This is a genomic window from Hymenobacter seoulensis (assembly GCF_054780535.1).
The window spans coordinates 66,182-87,012 of the sequence record NZ_BAAGWD010000004.1; the positions used below are offsets into that span (position 1 = coordinate 66,182).

General features: G+C 54.9%; 19 protein-coding genes. 13 read left to right on the forward strand and 6 right to left on the reverse strand.

Annotated features, from left to right (window positions below; genetic code table 11):
* Positions 1–78 precede the first annotated feature (78 nt).
* The 6 genes from ACYVHC_RS16275 (at position 79) to rfbA (ending at position 6,321) form a co-directional block, all read left to right on the forward strand.
* Positions 79–675 (forward strand): acyltransferase, encoded by a 597-nt coding sequence (locus ACYVHC_RS16275; RefSeq protein WP_460614844.1) that lies wholly within the window; start codon positions 79–81, stop codon positions 673–675.
* A gap of 79 nt (positions 676–754) precedes the next feature.
* Entirely contained in the window at positions 755–2,050 is a 1,296-nt protein-coding gene (locus ACYVHC_RS16280; RefSeq protein ID WP_460614845.1) for a nucleotide sugar dehydrogenase, read from the forward strand.
* 86 nt (positions 2,051–2,136) lie between these two features.
* Complete coding sequence (gene galE, locus ACYVHC_RS16285; RefSeq protein WP_460614846.1) at positions 2,137–3,156, forward strand: NAD-dependent epimerase/dehydratase family protein; 1,020 nt, start codon at positions 2,137–2,139, stop codon at positions 3,154–3,156.
* Positions 3,157–3,217: 61 nt separating this feature from the next.
* Entirely contained in the window at positions 3,218–4,270 is a 1,053-nt protein-coding gene (gene rfbB / locus ACYVHC_RS16290) for a dTDP-glucose 4,6-dehydratase (RefSeq protein WP_460614847.1), read from the forward strand.
* Between the two features lie 90 nt (positions 4,271–4,360).
* Complete coding sequence (locus ACYVHC_RS16295) at positions 4,361–5,368, forward strand: SDR family oxidoreductase (RefSeq protein WP_460614848.1); 1,008 nt, start codon at positions 4,361–4,363, stop codon at positions 5,366–5,368.
* An 80-nt stretch (positions 5,369–5,448) separates the two neighbouring features.
* Entirely contained in the window at positions 5,449–6,321 is an 873-nt protein-coding gene (gene rfbA, locus ACYVHC_RS16300) for a sugar nucleotidyltransferase (RefSeq protein WP_460614849.1), read from the forward strand.
* A 103-nt stretch (positions 6,322–6,424) separates the two neighbouring features.
* On the opposite strand, the gene chrA is transcribed toward rfbA, so the two are convergent.
* Together chrA and ACYVHC_RS16310 are read right to left on the reverse strand one after the other, a co-directional pair.
* The gene (chrA, locus tag ACYVHC_RS16305) at positions 6,425–7,657 is read right to left on the reverse strand and encodes a chromate transporter (protein WP_460614850.1); all 1,233 of its coding nucleotides are present in this window, start codon (positions 7,655–7,657) and stop codon (positions 6,425–6,427) included.
* 123 nt (positions 7,658–7,780) lie between these two features.
* On the reverse strand, positions 7,781–8,758 hold the full coding sequence (locus ACYVHC_RS16310; RefSeq protein WP_460614851.1) for an isopenicillin N synthase family dioxygenase: 978 nt from the start codon (positions 8,756–8,758) through the stop codon (positions 7,781–7,783).
* A 391-nt stretch (positions 8,759–9,149) separates the two neighbouring features.
* On the opposite strand from ACYVHC_RS16310, the gene ACYVHC_RS16315 reads away from it, so the two are divergent.
* The gene (locus ACYVHC_RS16315) at positions 9,150–11,192 is read left to right on the forward strand and encodes an OmpA family protein (protein WP_460614852.1); all 2,043 of its coding nucleotides are present in this window, start codon (positions 9,150–9,152) and stop codon (positions 11,190–11,192) included.
* Between the two features lie 87 nt (positions 11,193–11,279).
* Here the strand turns inward: ACYVHC_RS16315 and floA are convergent, their stop codons facing one another.
* Together floA and ACYVHC_RS16325 are read right to left on the reverse strand one after the other, a co-directional pair.
* Complete coding sequence (gene floA, locus ACYVHC_RS16320) at positions 11,280–12,281, reverse strand: flotillin-like FloA family protein (protein WP_460614853.1); 1,002 nt, start codon at positions 12,279–12,281, stop codon at positions 11,280–11,282.
* A gap of 80 nt (positions 12,282–12,361) precedes the next feature.
* Positions 12,362–12,835 (reverse strand): NfeD family protein, encoded by a 474-nt coding sequence (locus tag ACYVHC_RS16325; protein ID WP_460614854.1) that lies wholly within the window; start codon positions 12,833–12,835, stop codon positions 12,362–12,364.
* Between the two features lie 110 nt (positions 12,836–12,945).
* Between ACYVHC_RS16325 and ACYVHC_RS16330 the strand changes: the two genes are divergently transcribed.
* From ACYVHC_RS16330 to ACYVHC_RS16345, 4 genes are all read left to right on the forward strand, one after another.
* The gene (locus ACYVHC_RS16330; protein ID WP_460614855.1) at positions 12,946–13,530 is read left to right on the forward strand and encodes a Crp/Fnr family transcriptional regulator; all 585 of its coding nucleotides are present in this window, start codon (positions 12,946–12,948) and stop codon (positions 13,528–13,530) included.
* A gap of 76 nt (positions 13,531–13,606) precedes the next feature.
* Positions 13,607–14,185: a DinB family protein gene (locus ACYVHC_RS16335; protein ID WP_460614856.1), complete on the forward strand. Its 579-nt coding sequence runs from the start codon at positions 13,607–13,609 to the stop codon at positions 14,183–14,185.
* A gap of 57 nt (positions 14,186–14,242) precedes the next feature.
* Complete coding sequence (locus ACYVHC_RS16340) at positions 14,243–14,764, forward strand: GreA/GreB family elongation factor (protein WP_460614857.1); 522 nt, start codon at positions 14,243–14,245, stop codon at positions 14,762–14,764.
* A 53-nt stretch (positions 14,765–14,817) separates the two neighbouring features.
* Positions 14,818–15,060, forward strand: coding sequence for a hypothetical protein (locus ACYVHC_RS16345; RefSeq protein WP_460614858.1), 243 nt, complete (start codon positions 14,818–14,820; stop codon positions 15,058–15,060).
* Positions 15,061–15,132: 72 nt separating this feature from the next.
* Here ACYVHC_RS16345 and proS read toward each other — a convergent pair whose 3' ends face one another.
* Positions 15,133–16,608, reverse strand: a complete 1,476-nt coding sequence (proS, locus tag ACYVHC_RS16350) for a proline--tRNA ligase (RefSeq protein WP_460614859.1) — start codon at positions 16,606–16,608, stop codon at positions 15,133–15,135.
* Between the two features lie 188 nt (positions 16,609–16,796).
* On the opposite strand from proS, the gene ACYVHC_RS16355 reads away from it, so the two are divergent.
* Both ACYVHC_RS16355 and ACYVHC_RS16360 read left to right on the forward strand, forming a co-directional pair.
* Positions 16,797–18,104 (forward strand): hypothetical protein, encoded by a 1,308-nt coding sequence (locus ACYVHC_RS16355; RefSeq protein WP_460614860.1) that lies wholly within the window; start codon positions 16,797–16,799, stop codon positions 18,102–18,104.
* Positions 18,105–18,183: 79 nt separating this feature from the next.
* Positions 18,184–19,683 (forward strand): OmpP1/FadL family transporter, encoded by a 1,500-nt coding sequence (locus ACYVHC_RS16360; protein ID WP_460614861.1) that lies wholly within the window; start codon positions 18,184–18,186, stop codon positions 19,681–19,683.
* 91 nt (positions 19,684–19,774) lie between these two features.
* Here the strand turns inward: ACYVHC_RS16360 and ACYVHC_RS16365 are convergent, their stop codons facing one another.
* Positions 19,775–20,689, reverse strand: a complete 915-nt coding sequence (locus ACYVHC_RS16365; protein WP_460614862.1) for a hypothetical protein — start codon at positions 20,687–20,689, stop codon at positions 19,775–19,777.
* Positions 20,690–20,831: the final 142 nt, after the last annotated feature.

Sequence of the window (20,831 nt, forward strand, 5' to 3'; positions counted from 1 at the left end):
CGCTCGGCTGAACTTCAGAATACACTGACAAAACCCTTACCTTTGCCGGCTGAAATTCTGCTCACTACTTCTTCCGGCATGCCCGATGTTTCCGGCTACTACTCGCACCCAACTGCTGTCCTCGATGAGGGCTGCTGCATCGGTGCTGGCTGCCGGATCTGGCATTTTACCCACGTAAGCGCCACGGCCCAACTAGGGGAGGGGTGCTCACTAGGCCAAAATGTATTCGTAGCCGATGGCGTGAAGCTCGGTCGCAATGTAAAGGTGCAGAACAATGTTAGCCTGTATTCCGGCGTGGAGTGCCAGGACGACGTTTTTCTGGGGCCTTCTGTGGTATTCACCAACGTGCTGAACCCGCGAGCGGCAGTACCGCGGCGAGGTGCTGAGCATTATTTGCCGACGCGAGTTGCTCAAGGGGCCAGCATTGGTGCCAACAGTACCATTGTATGCGGCGTGAACCTAGGCGAATACGCTTTCGTTGGTGCGGGTTCCGTGGTAACCAAGGATGTACCAGCCTATGCCTTGGTATATGGCAACCCCGCCCGGCAACGCGGCTGGATGAGCACGCACGGGCATCGGCTCACGTTCGATACTGCGGGTCGGGCCGTCTGCCCGGAAAGTCAAGAGCACTATCAGTTAACCGACGGCCGGGTTTCCCGTATCAGCCCCGGCTAGCGTCCTTCTAGTAATCAGTTTCTAGCTTAAAAGTTATAAGCTAGAGTTCTAACAAAGTAAACCTTAAGCATTCCATATCGTGTACGAGCAACTTCTCCAGAAACAGGCCAAGCTGGCCGTCATTGGCCTCGGCTATGTAGGCCTGCCCATCGCCTTAGAATTCGCGCGCAAAATCAAAGTTATTGGCTTCGATATCAACGCGAAGCGGGTGGAGATGATGCGTAACAACATAGACCCCAGTGGTGAGTTGGAAGCCAAGGACTTTGAGGGCTGCGATATTGAGTTCACCGATTCGTTGGACGTACTACGCGAAGCGACTTTCTATATAGTAGCCGTTCCCACGCCCATCGATGAGCATGCTCAACCCGACCTCAAGCCCTTGCTAGGCGCTTCCTCTTCAGTAGGTAAAGTGCTGAAGAAGGGTGACTATGTGGTGTTTGAAAGCACCGTATACCCTGGTTGCACCGAAGAAGACTGCATTCCGGTAATGGAGGAACTATCGGGCCTGAAATTCTTGGAGGATTTCAAAGTGGGCTACTCACCGGAGCGCATTAACCCTGGTGATAAGGAGCATACCCTATCCAGCATTGTAAAGGTTGTAGCTGGCTGCGACGCAGAGTCATTGGAAGAGATTGCCAAAACATACGAGCTAGTAGTAAAGGCCGGTGTACATCGGGCTAGCAGCATCAAGGTGGCTGAAGCAGCCAAAATTATCGAGAACACCCAGCGTGACGTCAATATTGCTTTGATGAACGAGTTGTCGATGATTTTTGACCGCATGAGCATCAATACATATGAGGTGTTGGAAGCCGCTGGCACCAAATGGAACTTCCTTAAGTTCTCGCCCGGCCTAGTAGGCGGCCATTGCATCGGTGTTGATCCGTACTACCTCACCTATAAGGCCAAAGAGCTGGGGTACGATGCCAAAGTGATTCTCTCGGGCCGGACTACCAACGATGATATGGGGGCTTACATCGCGCGCAAAACGGTGCAGACGATGATTAAGCAGGGCAAAGACGTTTCCAAAAGCCGTGTGCTGGTTATGGGAGCTACGTTCAAGGAGAATGTGGAGGACATCCGAAACTCCAAGGTAGCCGATGTCATCAACGAGCTAAAGAACTTCTCCGTGAACGTGGACATCATTGATCCGCACGCCGACTCAGAAGAACTGTTCCATGAGTACGGCTTCCGGCTAACACCCGAAAACGAAGTTCGCACTGACTATGACGGTATAGTTGTAGCGGTAAGCCATAAGGCCTACACCGAGCTGGATGAGGCGTATTTTCAGTCTATCACCAATCAACCTGCGGTAGTCGTAGACATCAAAGGTCTGTTCCGTAACAAGATTCAGGAATTGGCTTATTGGAGCCTGTAACTGTGCGGGCACGAGCTTGTAGCAGTTTTGGTGCAGGCATAGGTTCATCTCTCTAATGCCCTATCTCATCCTTTATTAACTCGAAGATGGACAGAATTAAAATTCTTGTTACGGGTGGAGCCGGCTACATTGGTTCTCATGCTGTAGTAGAGCTATATGAGGCTGGCTTTCAGCCAGTAATAGTAGATAATTTCTGCAATTCTCAGGAGTCTGCTCTGCAAGGCATAGAGCAGATTTTGGGTGTGAAAGTGCCTTTCCACCAAATTGACTGCAATGATGCAGAAGCAATGCGCGCCGTGTTTGCTGAGGAAGGTAGCTTGCGTGGAGTGATTCACTTTGCGGCCTTTAAAGCGGTAGGCGAGTCTATGCAGAAGCCACTGGAGTATTATCAGAATAACGTTGGTTCTCTCCTGACCCTGCTGCAAGTAATGCGCGAATTCGGGATAGAGGCCCTGGTGTTCTCTTCCTCGTGCACGGTATATGGAATTCCTGATGCGTTGCCAGTAACAGAGCAAACGCCTACCAAAAAGGCCAATTCTCCTTATGGGGCTACCAAGCAGATGTGTGAAGATATTCTGCGTGATGTAGCTGCGGTGCCAAACGTAGGATTGCGGACTATCCTATTGCGTTACTTCAACCCTATCGGAGCCCATCCTTCCGCTAAAATCGGCGAGCTACCGTTAGGAGTACCTCAGAACCTTATTCCGTATGTGACACAAACTGCAGCCGGAATTCGGGAAAAGCTCACCATTTACGGCAACACCTACAATACGCCGGATGGCACCAACATCCGCGACTATGTGCATGTGGTGGACCTAGCGAAAGCGCACGTAGTTGCAGTAAAACGCCTGCTGGAAAGCAGCGGTGAGGCGGTAGAAACGTTTAACGTCGGTACCGGCCACGGTAACTCCGTGCTGGAAGTGGTTCACGCTTTCGAGCGGGCGACCGGACAAAAGTTGAACTACGTTATCGGTCCGCCTCGTGCGGGCGATGTACCTGCCATTTATGCCGATGTAACCAAGGCCACCAAGGAGTTAGGGTTCCAGACTACCTCTACTTTGGAAGAAGCGTTGGCCAGTGCATGGAAATGGCAACAGGCATTGTAGTCGGAGTCGCAAGCAGAATATCGCGCCCGCCTACTAAGCTCTAAATCATAAAATATTGATCATGAAAATCATCATCACCGGCGGTGCCGGATTCATTGGATCGCACGTGGTGCGCTTGTTCGTAACGAAGTATCCAGGGTATGAGATTATCAATCTGGATGCTTTGACCTATGCTGGCAATCTAGAAAACCTGCGCGACATCGAATCGGCGCCAAACTACCGTTTGGTGAAGGGTGATATTACCGATCAAGCGTTTGTGGACCACCTGTTTGCTACCGAGGAGCCGGATGCGGTAATTCACTTGGCAGCGGAGTCGCATGTGGATCGGAGCATTACCGACCCCTTGGCGTTTGTGAAAACGAACGTACTGGGTACCGTGCATCTGCTGAATGCCGCTAAAAACCTGTGGAAGCCGTTGGGCTACGAAGGCAAAACCTTCTATCATGTAAGCACCGATGAAGTGTACGGCTCGCTGGAAATGGGTCCGGAGATGTTCACCGAGGAAACCCCCTATGATCCTCGGTCCCCATATTCTGCTTCCAAAGCAGCCTCTGACCACTTTGTGCGGGCGTGGTATCATACGTACCACATGCCTGTGAAGCTGAGCAACTGCTCTAACAATTACGGTCCTAATCATTTCCCTGAAAAGCTGATTCCTCTAGCTATTCACCGGATTCAAACCGGTCAACCGGTGCCGGTGTATGGCAAGGGCGAAAACGTGCGCGACTGGCTATTTGTGAAAGACCATGCTACTGCTATTGACGCAGTCTTTCATAAAGGCAAAGTGGGCGAAACCTATAACATTGGGGGCGTCAACGAGTGGAAAAACCTGGATCTAATCCATCTGCTTTGCGATACGCTGGATGAGAAAACCGGGCAGGAAAAAGGTGCTTCCCGCAAGCTCATCACATTCGTGACGGACCGTGCCGGCCACGATTTGCGTTACGCCATTGATTCCAGCAAAATCATGAATGAGCTAGGCTGGAAACCATCTGTAACCTTCGAAGAAGGCCTCTCCCAAACCGTAGACTGGTACCTCACAAACCAGGAATGGCTAGAGCACGTAACGAGCGGCGCTTACCAGGATTACTACCAACGGCAGTACAATGAGTAACCTACCTGTTAGTAGCTGAAGAAACATATTCAGCTACACAACTCACTCAACTACTTAATAATGGGCGCTTCTACGCTGCCCTAGCGAAATATGTACGAAATCCCCTTCCACAATCAGCCCTTAGATAACCTGTCCTTCCTAGTCACGGGTGGAGCTGGATTCATCGGTTCAAATCTGGTTGAATATCTACTAAAGTATGGGGCCAAAGAGGTTCGTGTGCTGGACAATTTCTCAAACGGCTTCCGGAAGAACGTAGCGTTATTTGAAAACAACCCAGCCCTTCGTGTGATTGAAGGAGATATACGGGACCGCCAGACATGCATTGATGCTTGCAAAGGTGTGGACGTTGTGCTGCATCAAGCGGCTCTGGGCTCCGTGCCGCGCTCCATCAACGACCCTATCACCAGCAATGACGTGAATGTTGGCGGCTTTGTGAATATGCTGGTTGGAGCTAAAGAAGCTGGGGTAAAACGGTTCGTTTATGCCGCTTCCAGTTCCACCTACGGCGACCACAAGGCGCTACCCAAAGTGGAAGACCGTATCGGCAAGCCCTTGTCGCCGTATGCTGTAACGAAGTATGCCAATGAGCTTTATGCCGATGTGTTCGGAAAGACATATGGCATGGAGATTATCGGCCTGCGTTACTTCAATATTTTCGGCCCCCGCCAAGACCCTAATGGGGCATACGCAGCGGTAATTCCGCTATTTATTGATGCTGTGCTGGAGGGAAAAGCGCCTCGCATGAATGGAGATGGCGGCCAGACCCGCGACTTCACCTTTGTTGAGAACTGCGTTCAGGCCAATATTAAGGCTGCGCTAGTACAGAATCCAGAGGCGGTGAACCAGGTATATAACATTGCTGTAGCTGATCGCACCTCGTTAAATGACTTGTTCAATATTCTGAAGGAAGAGGCTGGATCCGACATCACTCCAGAATATGGCCCTGACCGCCCCGGTGACATTCGCGACTCACTAGCAGATATCAGCAAGGCCAAAAACCTACTGGGTTATGAACCCGAAATCCGGATTCGGGAAGGCTTGCAGAAGACCTTAGCTTGGTTTAAAGCCAACCCCGAGTTTATAGCGGAGCGCAACTAGAGATCCTATCGTTAAGCAAGATTGCTTAATATACCCTGGGGCTCTGAGTATCCGCAAAATAGTTGACCACAACTTCTCTGATGAAAGGCATCATTCTCGCCGGCGGTTCCGGCACCCGACTGCATCCGCTTACGCTGGCAGTGTCCAAGCAGCTTATGCCGGTCTATGATAAGCCGATGATTTACTATCCCTTGTCGATTCTGATGATGGCTGGTATCAAGGATATCTTGATCATTACCACGCCGCACGACCAAACCCAGTTTAAAAAGCTGCTGGGCGACGGCACTGCGCTAGGGTGCAATTTCCAGTATACCGTTCAGGAGGTGCCTAATGGGTTGGCTCAGGCGTTCGTGCTAGGCGCTGATTTCATCGGGGATGATAAAGTGGCATTGGTACTCGGCGACAACATCTTTCACGGCGAAGGCATGGAAGAACTGTTAAAGTCGAATAACAGCCCGGATGGCGGCGTAGTATATGCTTACCACGTGCACGACCCTGAGCGGTACGGAGTAGTGGAGTTTGATGAGAACAACAAAGCGTTAAGCATTGAGGAAAAGCCGGCAAAGCCGAAAAGCAACTATGCCGTGCCGGGCCTCTATTTTTATGACAACGAAGTAGTAGAAATAGCAAAGAACCTGAAGCCCAGCCCTCGCGGCGAGTATGAGATTACCGACATCAACCAGGAATACCTGCGGCGGGGTAAGCTGAAGGTGGGTATTCTAGGTAGGGGCACGGCCTGGCTAGATACCGGCACGTTCGAGAGCCTGATGCAGGCCGGAGAGTTTGTGCGGGTATTGGAGCAGCGGCAGGGCCTGAAAGTAGGCTCTATCGAAGAAATTGCGTACCGTCAGGGCTTCATTGATGCTGACCAACTCCGGAAGATTGCGGAGCCCTTGCGCAAGAGCGGCTACGGCGACTACCTCATGCATCTGCCAGAGCAGCACCTGATGTAAGAGTTGCTAGCTGTTAGCACGTATCAAACCCTAAAACAGAAAGACCGCCAATCAATTGGCGGTCTTTCTGTTTCTAAGCAGATGGGCAAGCCGCAGTGATAGATCAAAAAAGCAAGCCAGCACCCAGCGCTACCATCACGATGGCATACGAAGGAATTCGCTCCCAGAGCAGCAGTAGAAAGGTCACGCCAATGAGCAGAAGATTTATGGGCGTGTCGGGTAAGGGGTGATATAGCAGGAAGGTAGCGGCACAAACCAAGCCTGCTGAAACGGCATTGATACCTTCCAAGGAGGCCTTTACTACCCGATAACGCTTGAGTTGGTCCCAAAAGCGAATTAGGAAGAATATAAGCAGAGTGCCCGGCATGAAAATACCGGCTGCGCCCACCAGAGCCCCTAGTAACTGTCCATCAAGGCCGCTTCCGTCTCGGCGCATAGCTAGTGCGCCAATGTAGGAGGCAAAAGAGAAGTTGGGCCCAGGCAGTGCCTGCACAATCCCGAGGCCGGAAAGAAATTCTTCGGGCGTGAGGTAACGCTTAAACTCTACAAACTCAGTATAAAACAACGGCGCCAGTACCTGTCCGCCCCCAAACACCAGGCTGCCGTTACGGTAGAAGTTCTCGAATAACCGCACCGGTAACAGGCGGGTGTAGTGGCCCAACAAAGCGGCGCCTATGAACACGCCTAGCCACAGCAAAAAGTTAGACCACTCAATGCGCATGGGCACCTTAGTTTCCTGAGGCAGTTTGCGGTAACGAAAGGTCGTGATCAGGCCGCCGGCCAGCAGCAGCAGCGGCATCAGCCAAGGCACCTGAAACCGATACACCAGCATAGCAGCTACTACCATGAGCGCCACCGATGTTTTCGTGTGGATTACTTTCTCAGCAATTTTGTACGCGGAATAGGCTACAAACCCCACGGCCACCGGCTGTACAAATTGCACCAGCCGGGTCACTAAACTCTTATCGAGGTAACTAATGGTAAGGCCGGCTACCGTCATGATGCACACTGCGGGCAGCATCCAGACCAGCAGGGTGAGGTAAGCTAGATTTGGCCCCCCTAAGCGGAAGCCAATGGCCGTAATGGTTTGGGTAGAGGTGGGACCGGGTAAAATCTGGCAGAGGGCCGTCAGCTCCAGTAACTCGGCGGCGGTGAGGTAGCGGCGCTTGTCTACGAGCAGGCGTAGCATCATGGCCATATGTGCCTGCGGACCGCCAAAAGCAGAAAGCCCCAGCGCGCCTACGTCTTTCAGGAAAATGATATTGCGCACCCGTTTCACCCGCTCCGAGCGGTGGGAGGAGGGAGCCAGCTGGATGTCTTCTGGGGAAATCAACATCGGGGAAAGCAGAAGGCAAAAGTGCGCCAGACAAGGACGGGCAAACCAACCGGAAAAGCAACCGGCCCCGGCTGCGCAAGGCAGCCGGGGCCGGCAACAGTTCAAAAAATCAGCCCAAACGGTTTACTTCTTTTTCAGGCCTAGCTCAATGAGCCGCTCGTTCAGAAACTCGCCGGCGGTGATGTCCGCTTCTTTCTTCGGGTTCTCAGCTGTTACGCAGCTGTTCAGCGCCGCCAAGCTCATTTCGGAGCGCGGATGCATGAAGAACGGAATGCTGTAGCGCGAAGAGTTCATCTTTTCCCGGGGTGGGTTCACCACGCGGTGAATGGTGCTTTTCAGCACACCGTTGGTCAGGCGCTGGAGCATGTCCCCCACGTTTACCACAATCTGGTCGGGGAGGGCCGTAATCGGAATCCACTTACCGTCGCGGCGCAGCACCTGCAGACCATCGGCCGAGGCACCCATCAGCAGCGTAATTAGGTTGATGTCGCCGTGCTCAGCTGCGCGGACGGCATCAGCGGGCACTTCATCGGGGTTCTCGATGGGGTAGTAATGAATCGGGCGCAGGATGCTATTGCCGTTGCGCACCTTGTCATCGAAGTAGTTCTCGGGCAGCTGCAGATACAGCGCAATGGCCCGGAGTACATCTTTACCGGCTGCCTCCAGCGTTTTATACGTAGTGAGCGACGTATTCTGGAAGCTTTCTACTTCCGACGGCCAGATGTTATCGGGGTACTCTGCCTTGATGGGGTCGTTGGCATCATCAACCTCCTGGCCCACGTGGTAGAACTCTTTCAGGTCGCCGGTATTGCGGCCTTTTGCGTGCTCTTTGCCTTTGCTTACGTAGCCGCGCTGGCCTGCCAGCTCTGGCTTTTCGTACTGACGCTTCACGTCATCGGGCAGGCCGAAGAAGGATTTTACGTCAGCATACAGCTTTTGTGTTTGCTCATCCGTGAGGCCGTGGTTCTTGAGCGCTACGAAACCGATATTTTGGTAGGCTTCGCCGAGTTGTTGCACAAAACGGGCTTTGCGCTCAGGGTCACCGGAGCGGAAATCAGCCAAGTCGAGGGAGGGGATGGCCTCCAGCAGCTTTTCTTCCATATGAAAAAATGTACTTATTGGGGGGCAATTTGGAGGCTGCAAGATACGACAAAACAGCCGATCTGGCGACCGAGGCCTTGGCACGGAAGGTGCCTAGTAAGTATCTTGCAAGCTTAACCAACTTTCAATTTTTGGTGATAGCAGGTTGACTACTCTTATTTATGCTGACTAGTTGGTCGGCAGCGGTAGCGCCTTAAATTCATGGAGAAAAAAACGCTATTTTCCAGTTTTAAATTCGAAATTCACAAAAAGTCGGAGACGCGCTATGTGGCTTCCGGGGTGTCTTTCGTGCAAACCGAAACCTCAACCCGCCTCAGGACGTCTTCTGAGTGCTGAACCAGCCGGCAAGTTGCTGACCGTCCTTCCGAAGATTTTGTTTTGCCTTGATTGTATGAACGTTACAAAGTTACTGTTGTCGTTGGGAGTGGTGTTGGGAGCAAATACGCTAGTGCAGGCGCAACACGCTGTATGGGCAACGAAGGTTGTAGCGGTGTCGTCGCAGAAAGCAGAAGGCAAAGAACCCTTCTCTCCTGATAAAGTAATAGGCGAGCCAAATGCTATTCCGCTAGGGCAAGCAAGCAACGAAGCCTGGATTCCGAAGAAAGAAGGCACCAACGAGTTTATCGAAATCCGCTTTGGCAAATCGATAGTAGCCAAGCAGGTGACGGTGGTCGAAAACTTTAACCCGGGCTCTATCACCAAAATAGAGCTAGTAGATACCCGAGGCGGAAAGCACCAGGTATATACTAACGACAGTCCTGGGCCTATTCCAGAGCAGTTTCGCTCGTTGCAGGTGACGTTTTCGCCGGGCACCTACCGCACCATTGGGGTAGTAGTGACCATGAATACCAAGGCCGTGAATGGCGTAAACCAGATTGACGCCATCGGGGCGGCCGATGTGGCGGAAACCATGGTGAAGAAGGAGTTTGTGAACGAAATGCCGGGAGTAAGCTTTGACTCGGCCATGGTAAACCTCGGGCCAAACGTAAACTCTAAGTATGTAGATACGCACCCGGTTATTTCGCCGGATGGGCGCACCTTGTTTTTCGCTAGGCAGGAAAGTCCGCAAAACTCCGGCGGCGCCAAAGATGTGCAGGACGTGTGGTACAGCACCCTGGCCAACGCCGAAAAGAGAGCTTGGAACCCCGCCAAAAACATAGGCGGACCAATCAATACCTCTGGCCCCAACGGCCTGGCGGCAGTATCATCTGATGGCAATACGGCTGTGCTGATCAACGTCTATAACCCCGATGGCTCACTGGACCCCAAGGGCCTGAGCATGTCGCGGCGGACGCGCACGGGCTGGAGCCAACCTGCTAAAATTGAGATTGACGATTTCTATAACGACGACCCGGAAAACGTAGATTACTACCTCGCTACCTCAGGCAAAGTGCTCTTAATGGCCGTCGACCGCAAAGATGGCCAAGGGGAGCAGGATATTTTCGTGAGCTTCTTGAAAGCCGACGGTAAAACCTGGACTAAACCTCGTAACCTAGGGCCTAACATTAATACGAAAAAGCCTGAATTTGCGCCGTTTCTGGCGGCCGATGGCAAGACGCTATACTTTGCCTCCGAAGGCCATGGCGGCTATGGCAAGAGCGACATCTTTTACGCCAAGCGCCTCGATGACTCGTGGACTAACTGGAGCAAGCCGCGCAACCTAGGCCCGAACGTGAACTCACCCGATTTTGACGCCTACTACACGGTGTCAGCGGCCGGCGAAGATGCTTATCTGGTATCGGCGCGCAATGGGATTGGCGGCTCAAAAGACATTTTCCGGATTAACCTAACACCAACGCTGCGGCCGGAAATAGTAACGCTGGTGCGCGGCCGTGTGCTAGATGCTGCTTCTAAAAAGCCCGTGGCTGCTACCATTCGCTACGAAAACCTGCTGACGGGCGAAGAAATTGGGGTAGCCGAAACCAGCCCCGTCGATGGCTCTTACACCATTGTGTTACCCTCGGGCGCTCACTACGGCTACCGCGCTGAAGCCAAAGACTACTTGGCTGAATCAGATAACCTGGACGTAACCGACCGCCAGAAATACTCTGAGGTAAACCAAGACCTCTTTTTGGTGCCATTTGCCGTGGGCCAGACCATTAAGCTCAACAATATCTTCTTTGCCCAGAGCAAGTACTTTCTGCGCGAAAACTCCTATCCGGAGCTACTCCGCTTGGTTCGGATTCTAAAGGACTACCCCCAGGTAGAAATCAAACTGGAAGGCCACACCGATAATCAGGGCGACCCGCAACTGAACGTAAAGCTGAGCCTGGACCGTGTGAACGAGGTAAAGAAATACCTGGTGCAGAAAGGTATTGCCAGCAGCCGCATCACTACGGAAGGCTACGGCGGCAGCAAGCCCATTGCCAGCAACGAGCAGGAAGAAACCCGCAAACTCAACCGCCGCGTGGAGTTCCGTATTACTAAAAAGTAACGGTTTGCGTGCCAAGCATGCCTAGTAAAAAGGGCCGGCTCCATACCTGGAGCCGGCCCTTTTTGATGCGCACAAACAAGGTGCCTTTTAGCTCAGGCGACCTTCGTCGCGGCCGGGCTTGGTGCTGCTATTCTGGGAGCCAGGGTTGGCAATGGAGTCGCGCATGTCGGTGTCGGCCTGTACGTTGCGCATTTTATAGTAGTCCATTACGCCTAGGTTGCCAGAGCGGAAGGCTTCGGCAATAGCCTTCGGAATTTCGGCTTCCGCCTCAACTACTTTGGCTTTGGCATCCTGGGTTTTGGCCCGGTTCTCCTGCTCCACGGCTACGGCCATGGCGCGGCGCTCTTCGGCTTTGGCTTCGGCTACTTTCAGGTCGGCGGTGGCTTGGTCAATCTGGAGCTTAGCGCCAATGTTTTCTCCTATGTCGATGTCAGCAATATCAATGGAAAGGATTTCGAAGGCGGTGCCGGCATCCAGGCCTTTTTGCAGCACCAGTTTGGAAATTTTGTCGGGGTTTTCGAGCACCTCTTTGTGGGAGCGAGACGAGCCAATGCTGGTCACGATGCCCTCGCCCACGCGGGCCAGAATGGTTTCTTCACCGGCGCCACCCACCAGCTGCGCAATGTTGGCGCGCACCGTTACGCGGGCTTTGGCAATCAGCTGAATGCCATCCTGGGCTACGGCGGCCACATTGGGCGTGTTGATCACCTTAGGGTTTACGCTGGTAGTCACGGCCTCAAACACGTCGCGGCCGGCTAGGTCAATAGCCGTGGCCTGCTTAAAGGTCAGCGGGATGTTGGCCTTGTCGGCCGAAATCAGGGCCTTGATAACGCTGGGTACGTTGCCGCCGGCAAGGTAGTGGGTCTCCAAGTCGTTGGCTGTCAGCTCCAGGCCAGCTTTGGTGGAGGTAATCATGGAGTTGACGATAAGGGACGGTGGCACTTTCCGGACTCGCATGAACGCCAGCTGAAACAAGCTGATGCGTACCCCCGAAAACAGGGCCGTAATCCAGAGGCTGACCGGGAAAAAGTACAGCAGCACCAGCAGTACAATACCACCCACAATGAGCGGTGAATAAGGAAAGTCCATTAGCGAAGCCTGAAGGGTGTAAAGAAGTAGGGCCGAAGCTGGCCGGGTGAAGATATAGGTAAATAACTATGCCCGGCCGATCAGGCGGCTGAAATCGGCTCAACCACGATTCGGTTCTGCTCGATGCCTAGCACGCGTACCGGCGTACCAGCCGGCAGAAACTCGCCTCGGGTCGTGACTTCGCGGCGCTCTTCCTCAAACAGCACCGTGCCGGCTGGGCGCAGCGCCGAAAGGGCTCGGCCCAGGGTGCCGGGCAGCACATCGGGGTCGCGCACATCCTGTACCCTGGCATCGTTTATTTGAGTGAGGGCCATTTTATTAAGGTTTTTCGGGCGCAGCCCTACGTACACTAGCAGCCCAATGACTAGCGCGGAGCTAACTAGCAGCGTATGACCGGTCGTGGTGCCTAAGTCGCGGTAGCTTAGCCACAGGCCCGCTGCTAGCAGCCCAAAGCCCACCAACCCTACGATGGTAGTACCGGGAATAAAAATGACCTCGGCCGCCAGAAAGGCTAGGCCAAAAACGAGGAGCAACGCAATTGTAAGCCAGTCCATAGGAGTAAAAGGTTTGGTGGGATAAGATACGTAGAAGTGCTGCCTTGCCCGCGGTTTTCTATTTTAGTTGGTAGCACGGTTTGCGCTAGGTCGGGGCTAAACTTGTCGCTATGAAAAAAACGCCGACTTCTGGTGCAGTAGTTCAGCTTACCGCGCTCTTAACGCAGCTCTCGGCGCTTAGCCCCGAGGAAGTAACCGCGTTTGTGGGGCGGTGGCAGCCGGCTCCGGTACTTATGCGGGGCGAGTTCCTGATACAGCCGGGCCAAGTGGAGCGCACGTTGTATTTCATAAGCCAAGGGCTGGTCCGCATTTTCTTTCCCACTGAAACCGAGGAAATTTGTGTGGGCTTTGGCTACGATACTACCCTAGTGTGCGCCTTCCCGTCGTTTGTCAATCACCAGCCCTCTGAGTATGCCATCCAGGCCCTGCGGCGCACCGAGCTGCTTGCCATATCTCGGGCTGAGTTTATGGCATTCGTGGAAGAAAGCCCCCGCTTCGCGCAGTTTTGGCGGGCGGAGCTAGAGCGGAACCTCGTAGGGCGCATTGAGCGGGAAATAGACTTGCTGCTACCCGATCCGGCGCAACGGTACCAGCGCCTACAGGCTCGCAGCCCACAGCTGCTTCAGCGTGTGCCGCGCAAGTACATTGCCTCCTACCTGCGCATGACGCCCGAAACCCTCAGCCGGCTGCACTAAATCTTGAGGTGAATCAAGGTTTGAGCACCCCCGAACCCCGACGTTTGTGCTGTCGTCTTCCAACTCTGTTTGCTTTATGCTTGCCACCGATTTCCTCCAGGACCTAACCACGCGCACCGAAGCGCTGGGTGCAGCCGTTACCCATGAGCTGTGTTCCTTGCCACCCGACGCTATGAACTTTAAGCCAGCGCCAGGCAGCTGGAGCGTGCTCGAATGCATAGAGCACCTGAACCGCTACGGCCGTTACTACCTGCCCGCGTTGGCCAAAGCCCTCAGCCGCTCTAAGTTGAACGCCGCCTCAAACGAAGAGGTAGGCTTTAGCTGGCTAGGGCGGAAATCGTACGAAATGGTGCGGCCAGAAAACGGCGCAACGCACAAAACGCTGGCCCGCATGAACCCGGCCCGCAGCCACCTGACGCGGGAGGTGCTAACTGAATTTCTGGAACAGCTAGCGGAGCTTGAGCGCTTGCTCCGAGCCGCGGAAGGCGTATCACTAAACCAGAAGGTAGTGCCAATTGAGTTTTTTAAGCTGCTGAAGCTGCAGCTAGGGGAGGCCCTGCTGTTTGTGGTAGCCCATTGCCAGCGGCACATGGCGCAGGCTCAGCGGGCCCGGGCGGCCTGGGAGCAGCAGCACGCTTCGGCCGCCACTACCTAGGGGTGGGTATCGCCCGAACCCAAAACCTGGATGCCAGCGCTACGTTATCAGCAGTATATGAGCCGCGCATTTACCAAAGAAGACGATTCCCTCGAGGCCCCCATCATCCCGCCCCGGGCGGCGTTGCCCGCCGGCACGCCTAATTACGTGACGCCGCAGGGGCTAGAGCAGCTACGGCAGGAACTAATCGAGTTAGAGCAAGCCCGCACCCAGGCCGAAGCTAACCGTGAAAACGAATCTGACCGCACCCGCCTGCTGACACTATTTAATGCGCAGATAAGTGCCCTAAACGCCCGCATTAGCAGCGCCCGCGTTGTCGACCCACTTGGCCAACCGGCTGGTGAAGTGCGCTTTGGCGCCACAGTTACACTCAAGCCCGTCAGCGGAGGCTCAACTCCAGAACGACAGTTCATGATTGTGGGCGTTGATGAAGCTAGTGTGGCCGAAGGTAAAGTGGCCTTCATTGCACCTATTGCCCGCGCAGTGCAGGGCCTGAAGCTGGGGCAGCGCGTAAAGCTGCGGCTGGGCCCGAAGGAAGAAGAGCTAGAGGTAGTGCGCATCCATTATACCTCCACGTAGCGGTAGAACTAATCACCGCACTAGCTGCCCCAGTTAGCCAAACCCATTACTCTATGATGAAACAACGCGAAGTAACCGATAGCCATAATACCACCTGGACCTGCGTGCAGGCCTACGCGGGCGTCGACACGAAAGTGGCGGCCGAAGCAACTGAACTAAGCACCTCCGCCGATGGTACCGTGACGGTTGTATGCACGCCCAGCGGCGGCGCCCAAACCGTGCGGCTAGAGCTAACCACCGACTGGCTAGACTCCCTATCCGATGAGGAACTGGCCAACGCCATTGCGGCCCAGTAAGCACCAGATATAAAACCAAAGCGGCTCCCACTACTACAGTGGGAGCCGCTTTGGTTTAAGGCTTAGCAGGGCCTAGTACGCCCGTGCGAAATGCGCCCGACGTTTCGAGGGCCGGCCCGTTAGAATGCAAATGCCTTCTTCCTCGGGCTCAGCCAAGGCCAGGCACCGGATGGTGGCTTTGGTTTCTTCCTTAATACGCTCTTCGGTTTCGGAAGTACCATCGTAGTGGGCTACTACAAAGCCACCTTTGCCGTCGAGAACTTGCTTGAACTCCTCGTAGGTTTCTACGCGGGTAGTGCGCTCTTCGCGGAAGTGGAGGGCCCGGCGGTAGATGTTCTGCTGAATATCCTGAAGGAGCTGATCTACGCTGTTTACGATGTCGGCGAGGGGAAGCGTCATTTTCTCCTTAGTATCGCGGCGAGCTACTTCCAAGGTGCCGTTTTCTAGGTCGCGCATGCCCACGGCAATGCGTACGGGCACGCCTTTCAGCTCCCACTCGGCAAACTTAAAGCCGGGGCGCTCCGTGTCGCGGTCATCTACCTTAACCGAAATGCCGCGCTCAATCAGGCCCATCTGCATGGGGCGGATGCGCTCCATCAACTCATCCAGCTGGCCGGCTTTGTAAATGGGCACAATAACCACCTGGATTGGTGCCAGTTTGGGGGGTAGTACCAGGCCTTCGTCGTCGGAATGGGCCATTACGAGGGCTCCCATCAGGCGGGTACTTACGCCCCAGCTGGTGCCCCACACGTATTCCAGGCCGCCTTCTTTGTTGGCAAACTGTACATCAAAGGCTTTGGCAAAATTCTGACCTAGGAAGTGGGAGGTGCCCGCTTGCAGCGCCTTGCCGTCCTGCATCAACCCTTCAATGCAATAGGTTTCCAGCGCGCCGGCAAACCGCTCGTTTTCCGTCTTCACGCCTTTTACCACGGGCAGCGCCAGCCATTCCTCGGCAAACTGCGCGTATACGTCCAACATCTGACGAGTTTCGGCTAGGGCCTCTTCGGCCGTGGCGTGGGCCGTGTGGCCTTCCTGCCACAGGAATTCGGCGGTGCGCAAAAACAAGCGGGTGCGCATTTCCCAGCGCACTACGTTAGCCCACTGGTTAATCAGCAGGGGCAGGTCGCGGTAGCTCTGGATCCAGTTTTTATACGTGCTCCAGATGATGGCTTCCGAGGTGGGGCGCACAATCAGCTCTTCCTCCAGTTTAGCGTTGGGGTCAACGCGCAACTTGCCGGGTTTATCGGGGTCAGTCTGGAGGCGGTAGTGGGTTACTACCGCGCATTCTTTGGCAAAGCCTTCGGCGTTTTTCTCCTCGGCTTCAAACAAACTTTTGGGTACGAACAGCGGGAAATAGGCATTCTGATGGCCCGTGCGCTTGAACATATCGTCGAGGGTGCGCTGCATCTTTTCCCAGATGGCGTAGCCATAAGGTTTGATGACCATACAGCCCCGTACCGACGAGTTTTCTGCTAGGCCAGCGCGCTTCACCAACTCATTGTACCAGAGTGAATAATCTTCACTACGCTTGGGCAAACTTTTGCTCATATTCGGAGTATCTTAGATGTAGCGAAAAAGTTCCGATTTTGGTACAAGATTTGTCGTACATAAAAGGGCACCGTTTCGGTCCCAAATTACGTTATTAAATCTGGAGGTTTGGACCTATGTATGGTCCTAGTGCCGCTAGGTCCCTTTCGCTCTTCTTCTTCCGGATCATTCTTTACGCGTAAGCAGCCATGAAAAATTTAATCCCATCCGTATTACCTGCTCTGGCCCTGCTTACGCTAGGTGGTTGCGCGGGCACGTCTTATATCTCTACTACGGAGAATGACGGCGTATACTATTCCTCTAAAGATCAGACAACTGCAGTAGCCCCGGCGGCCGTTGCCTCCACTGCCCCCGGCGTGGTAGATGAAGGCGTGGCTGCTAGCCCTGACGATGTCGTCAACCCTGATTATACAGGTACGACCAGTGCCCGCTCTGGCGGCAGCACGGAGTATTACGACGACGACTATTATTACACTTCCCGTTTGCGCCGTTTCCATCAGGTGCCGTATCGGGGGCTGGGCCTGGGCTATTATGATATGGCGTACACCGACCCCTTCTGGTATGGTGGTGCGCCGTATGCTGCCTGGGGTCCGGCGGCTTACTACGACCCTTTCTTTAGCCCTTACTGGGGTGGCTCGTTCGTGAATGTCAACATCAGCTTTGGCCGGCCCTGGTACCGGCCTTGGGGATACGGCGCGTACAGCCCCTATGATTATGGCTATGGGTACGGTTACGGCCGGCCTTGGGGCGGTTATGGCTACGGCAACGGCTTCTATGGCGGTGGCGGACACTACGGCGGCTTCTACGGCGGTGGCTTTGGCGGCCGCTACAACCGCCGGGCCCAGCAAACCGTGGTTACCGGCACCCGCACCCGAATGGACAACGCCACTGAAGGCGTGGCGCCGGATAGAACGACGGGCGTAACTGGTACCCGTGGCCGGACCAGCGTTCCGCAGGGCGGCATTGTAGCGCCTGGCAGCACTGCATCCGGTACTGATACCTACACACCCTCACCAACAGGTGGCCGGGGCCGCGTGCGCGATGTGCAGCCGGGGAGTGGCCAGCCAGGCGTAACTGCTCCTGCTGGCACGCAGGTGGCAGAGTCAAACACCGCTACCCAGCCAGCGGGCCGCCGCTGGCGTGTGCTGAATGAAACTACCTCCGGCGCAGCAACAGAAGCTGGCGGCGCAGAGCCAACACGGGGCCGCCGTACGAGCTCAGGTTGGGATAACACAGGCGGTACGCGCCAGCGCACTTCTGATGCTGGTTCTGCTCCAGCTGCTCAGCCCCGCCGCGAGCGGGCGGTAGCGGAGCCAACGCGCACGTACTCTGAGCCCACCCGCACGTATTCCGAGCCTTCCCGTTCGTCTTCTTCTCCATCCCGCTCTTACGATAGTGGTGGCGGAAGCCGTGGTGGCAGCAACAGCGGTGGCGGTGGCAATAACGGCGGCGGAGGCGGCAATAGTGGCGGCGGTGGTCGTGGCCGCGGAAACTAACTGTTACGGGCAGCCAGGCTGGCCCCTATTATGTGTGTAAAGCCGGCTCCGTGAGGGGCCGGCGCTCATTCTCACCTGCATGAAAAACCTGAAATTCTACTTGGCTGCGGCTTTGCTAAGCCCGGCTGGCTACAGCTTTGCCCAAACTTCAGCCGATGCCTTACGCTTCTCTCAGATCCAGCCCGGCGGCACGGCGCGTACACTGGGCCTTGGAGGCGCCAATTCGGCTGTAGGCGCCGACCTGGGTAACCTGCTTACTAACCCAGCTGGCCTGGGCCTATTTCAAAAGTCAGAAATAAGCATCTCGCCGGCACTGGGCAATAGCAACACCACCACACAAGCCTTCGGGAGCGGCGGCACCGATGCGCGTAGTAGCCTGCTGCTAAGCAACCTAGGCGTGTCTTTTACTGCCCGGCGGCCCGATGATGATACCAGCACGCCCTGGAGGGGCGGCACCTTTGCCATTGGCATTACCCGCATCAACGATTTCAACCAGAACCTGCGCTACACGGCTACCCCCGAGCTAAACCAGGATATTCTGCAGCGCTTCAGCGAAGGCCAGGGTGCTATTATAGATGAGCTGGCGTACACGGCCCTGCTAACGGAGCGCGACGCAGACGGCACTTACCTCCCGGCTGACTACCAAAACACGGGCCGGCTGGTGCAAAGCGAAACTATTCAGCGCAGCGGCGGCCAAACGCAGTTAGACTTTGGCTATGGCACCAGCTACCGCGACAAAATCTATTTGGGTGGCGCTATCGGGATAGTAAACACGCGCTACAACTCCACCTCAGTACTCACGGCCACTGACCCCGCCGCCCCCAGCAACGACCCCGGCACCGCCTTCGGCAGCCTTAACCTGCGGGAAGAAATCCAGACCCGCGGCACGGGTATCAACGCCCGCATCGGGGTTATTTACCGAGCTACAGATGCGGTGCGGTTAGGGGCTTCTATCCAGACGCCCACCTACTCGGAGCTGGTTGAAACCTACAGCTCGAATTTAGATGTCACCTATGATTCTCCCATCACTACCTCTGAGGGTACCTTTAGTTCCGGAACTGCCAGGTACCCTAATGAGGATCTGGGCTATGCCCTCACGTCGCCATTCCGGGCTACTGGTGGCGCGGCGGTAGTAATTGGCAAGTTTGGTTTCCTGAGTGCCGATGCTGAGTACGTGAGCTATGGACAGGCGCATCTGGGCTACGATGAAAACACGTCGGCCTCGGCCATTCCCGGCGACTTAGGCCCGGCTAATGATGCCATCGACCAGCAGCTGGGGTCTGCGGTTAACCTGCGGCTGGGTGGCGAGCTGCGGCTGGATGTGTTTCGGCTGCGGGCCGGTTTTGCCCGCTACGGCGACCCGTACCAGAACAGCAGCCGCTACGACCGGAGCCAGACGTACTACACCGCCGGTGCTGGCCTGCGCCAAAAAAGCTTCTTCCTGGATGTAGCTGGCGTGTATACTTTTGCCAAGCAGTTCTATACTCCGTATCAGCTAGCCTCCGTGCAGAACACCCCCGTAATTGATGTAAAGGACAACCGCTTTACTACCACCATCACGGCTGGTTTCCTGTTCTAACAGCCAGTTACTAGGTTCCTTAAAGAAGAAAAGCCTCCCCAGCAATGAGGAGGCTTTTCTTCTTTAAGGAACCTAGCGAATGATGGCAAGCCTACTTAATTACCCGCACATCCAGCACCAAGGTTCGAATGCCGGTAGTCCGGATGGCGCGAACCAGAATCAGTCCGTATTTCTGCTCTGGAGTTAGGAAAGCAATAACCTGGCCTTCCGCAAGCGGCCCCGTGCTGGTAGAACGGGGAGTAAAAGGGGCCGCTGGGGCTTCTGTGAAAGCCGCTGTAAATGCTTCTAGAGTACTGAAGGTAGCAAACTGTGCAGCCGTAAGGGAAGTGCGCCGCAGTTGCGTGGCGCGTGGGTTGTTCCATTTCAGGTTGAGCTGGCTATCAGAGGTAGTAGCCAGGGTGGGCACTCCCGTTGACACCTCTGGCACATACACCACATCAATCAGCTGCTGATTCTGCGGAATGGCTCGAACCGAAAACTTGGGAAGGGCTAACCCCTCCAGCAAGGCCAAAAAGCTCCGACGAATAACTCTGCCTGAGTCCTGAACTCCCGCGGGGGCTTGCAGCGGAACTGAATAGCTGTGAAAGACAGCCGCAGAATCGTTGCGGCCTAGGCGCAGAAAAAAGCTCCGAACGCCGGCTCGGCTATCGGTGTCCGTGAACGTATAGGTCCATTCTTCTCGGCCTGCGGTAGTGCGTGCGGACTGAGTGCTCTGAAAAGCAAACTCGCTGGTTTTGGCAAAGGTGGTGTCCAGATAGGTAAGCGTGAACGTAGCCGTGTCCCGCTCAACGTAGAGGGGCGGATAAATAAACGGCCGTGGTCGTGGTCGGTAAATGGCCTTGATAACCAAGCGATTGAGCGGAGCGGTTGACTCCTGCGCTTCGCCAAAAATCTTAACGGCTACAGTGTCGCCGGGGGTCGTGAGGCGGCGGGTGCTGGCATTGAAGCGCGTGCTGCTCACGAAATCAACCCGGGGGCCCGAGTCGAGGCTTGGTTGACAAGACACCAGCAGCCCTGAAAGTAGCAGTAGAACAGAAAAACGTATCGGCATAGCCTGGTAAAGGTCGGGATTTGACGGATAGTACGGAACTTCGGGGCGTAACTGGACCTAGCGTATTTTCACTGCCGAATTGAGTATGGGCTGGCTG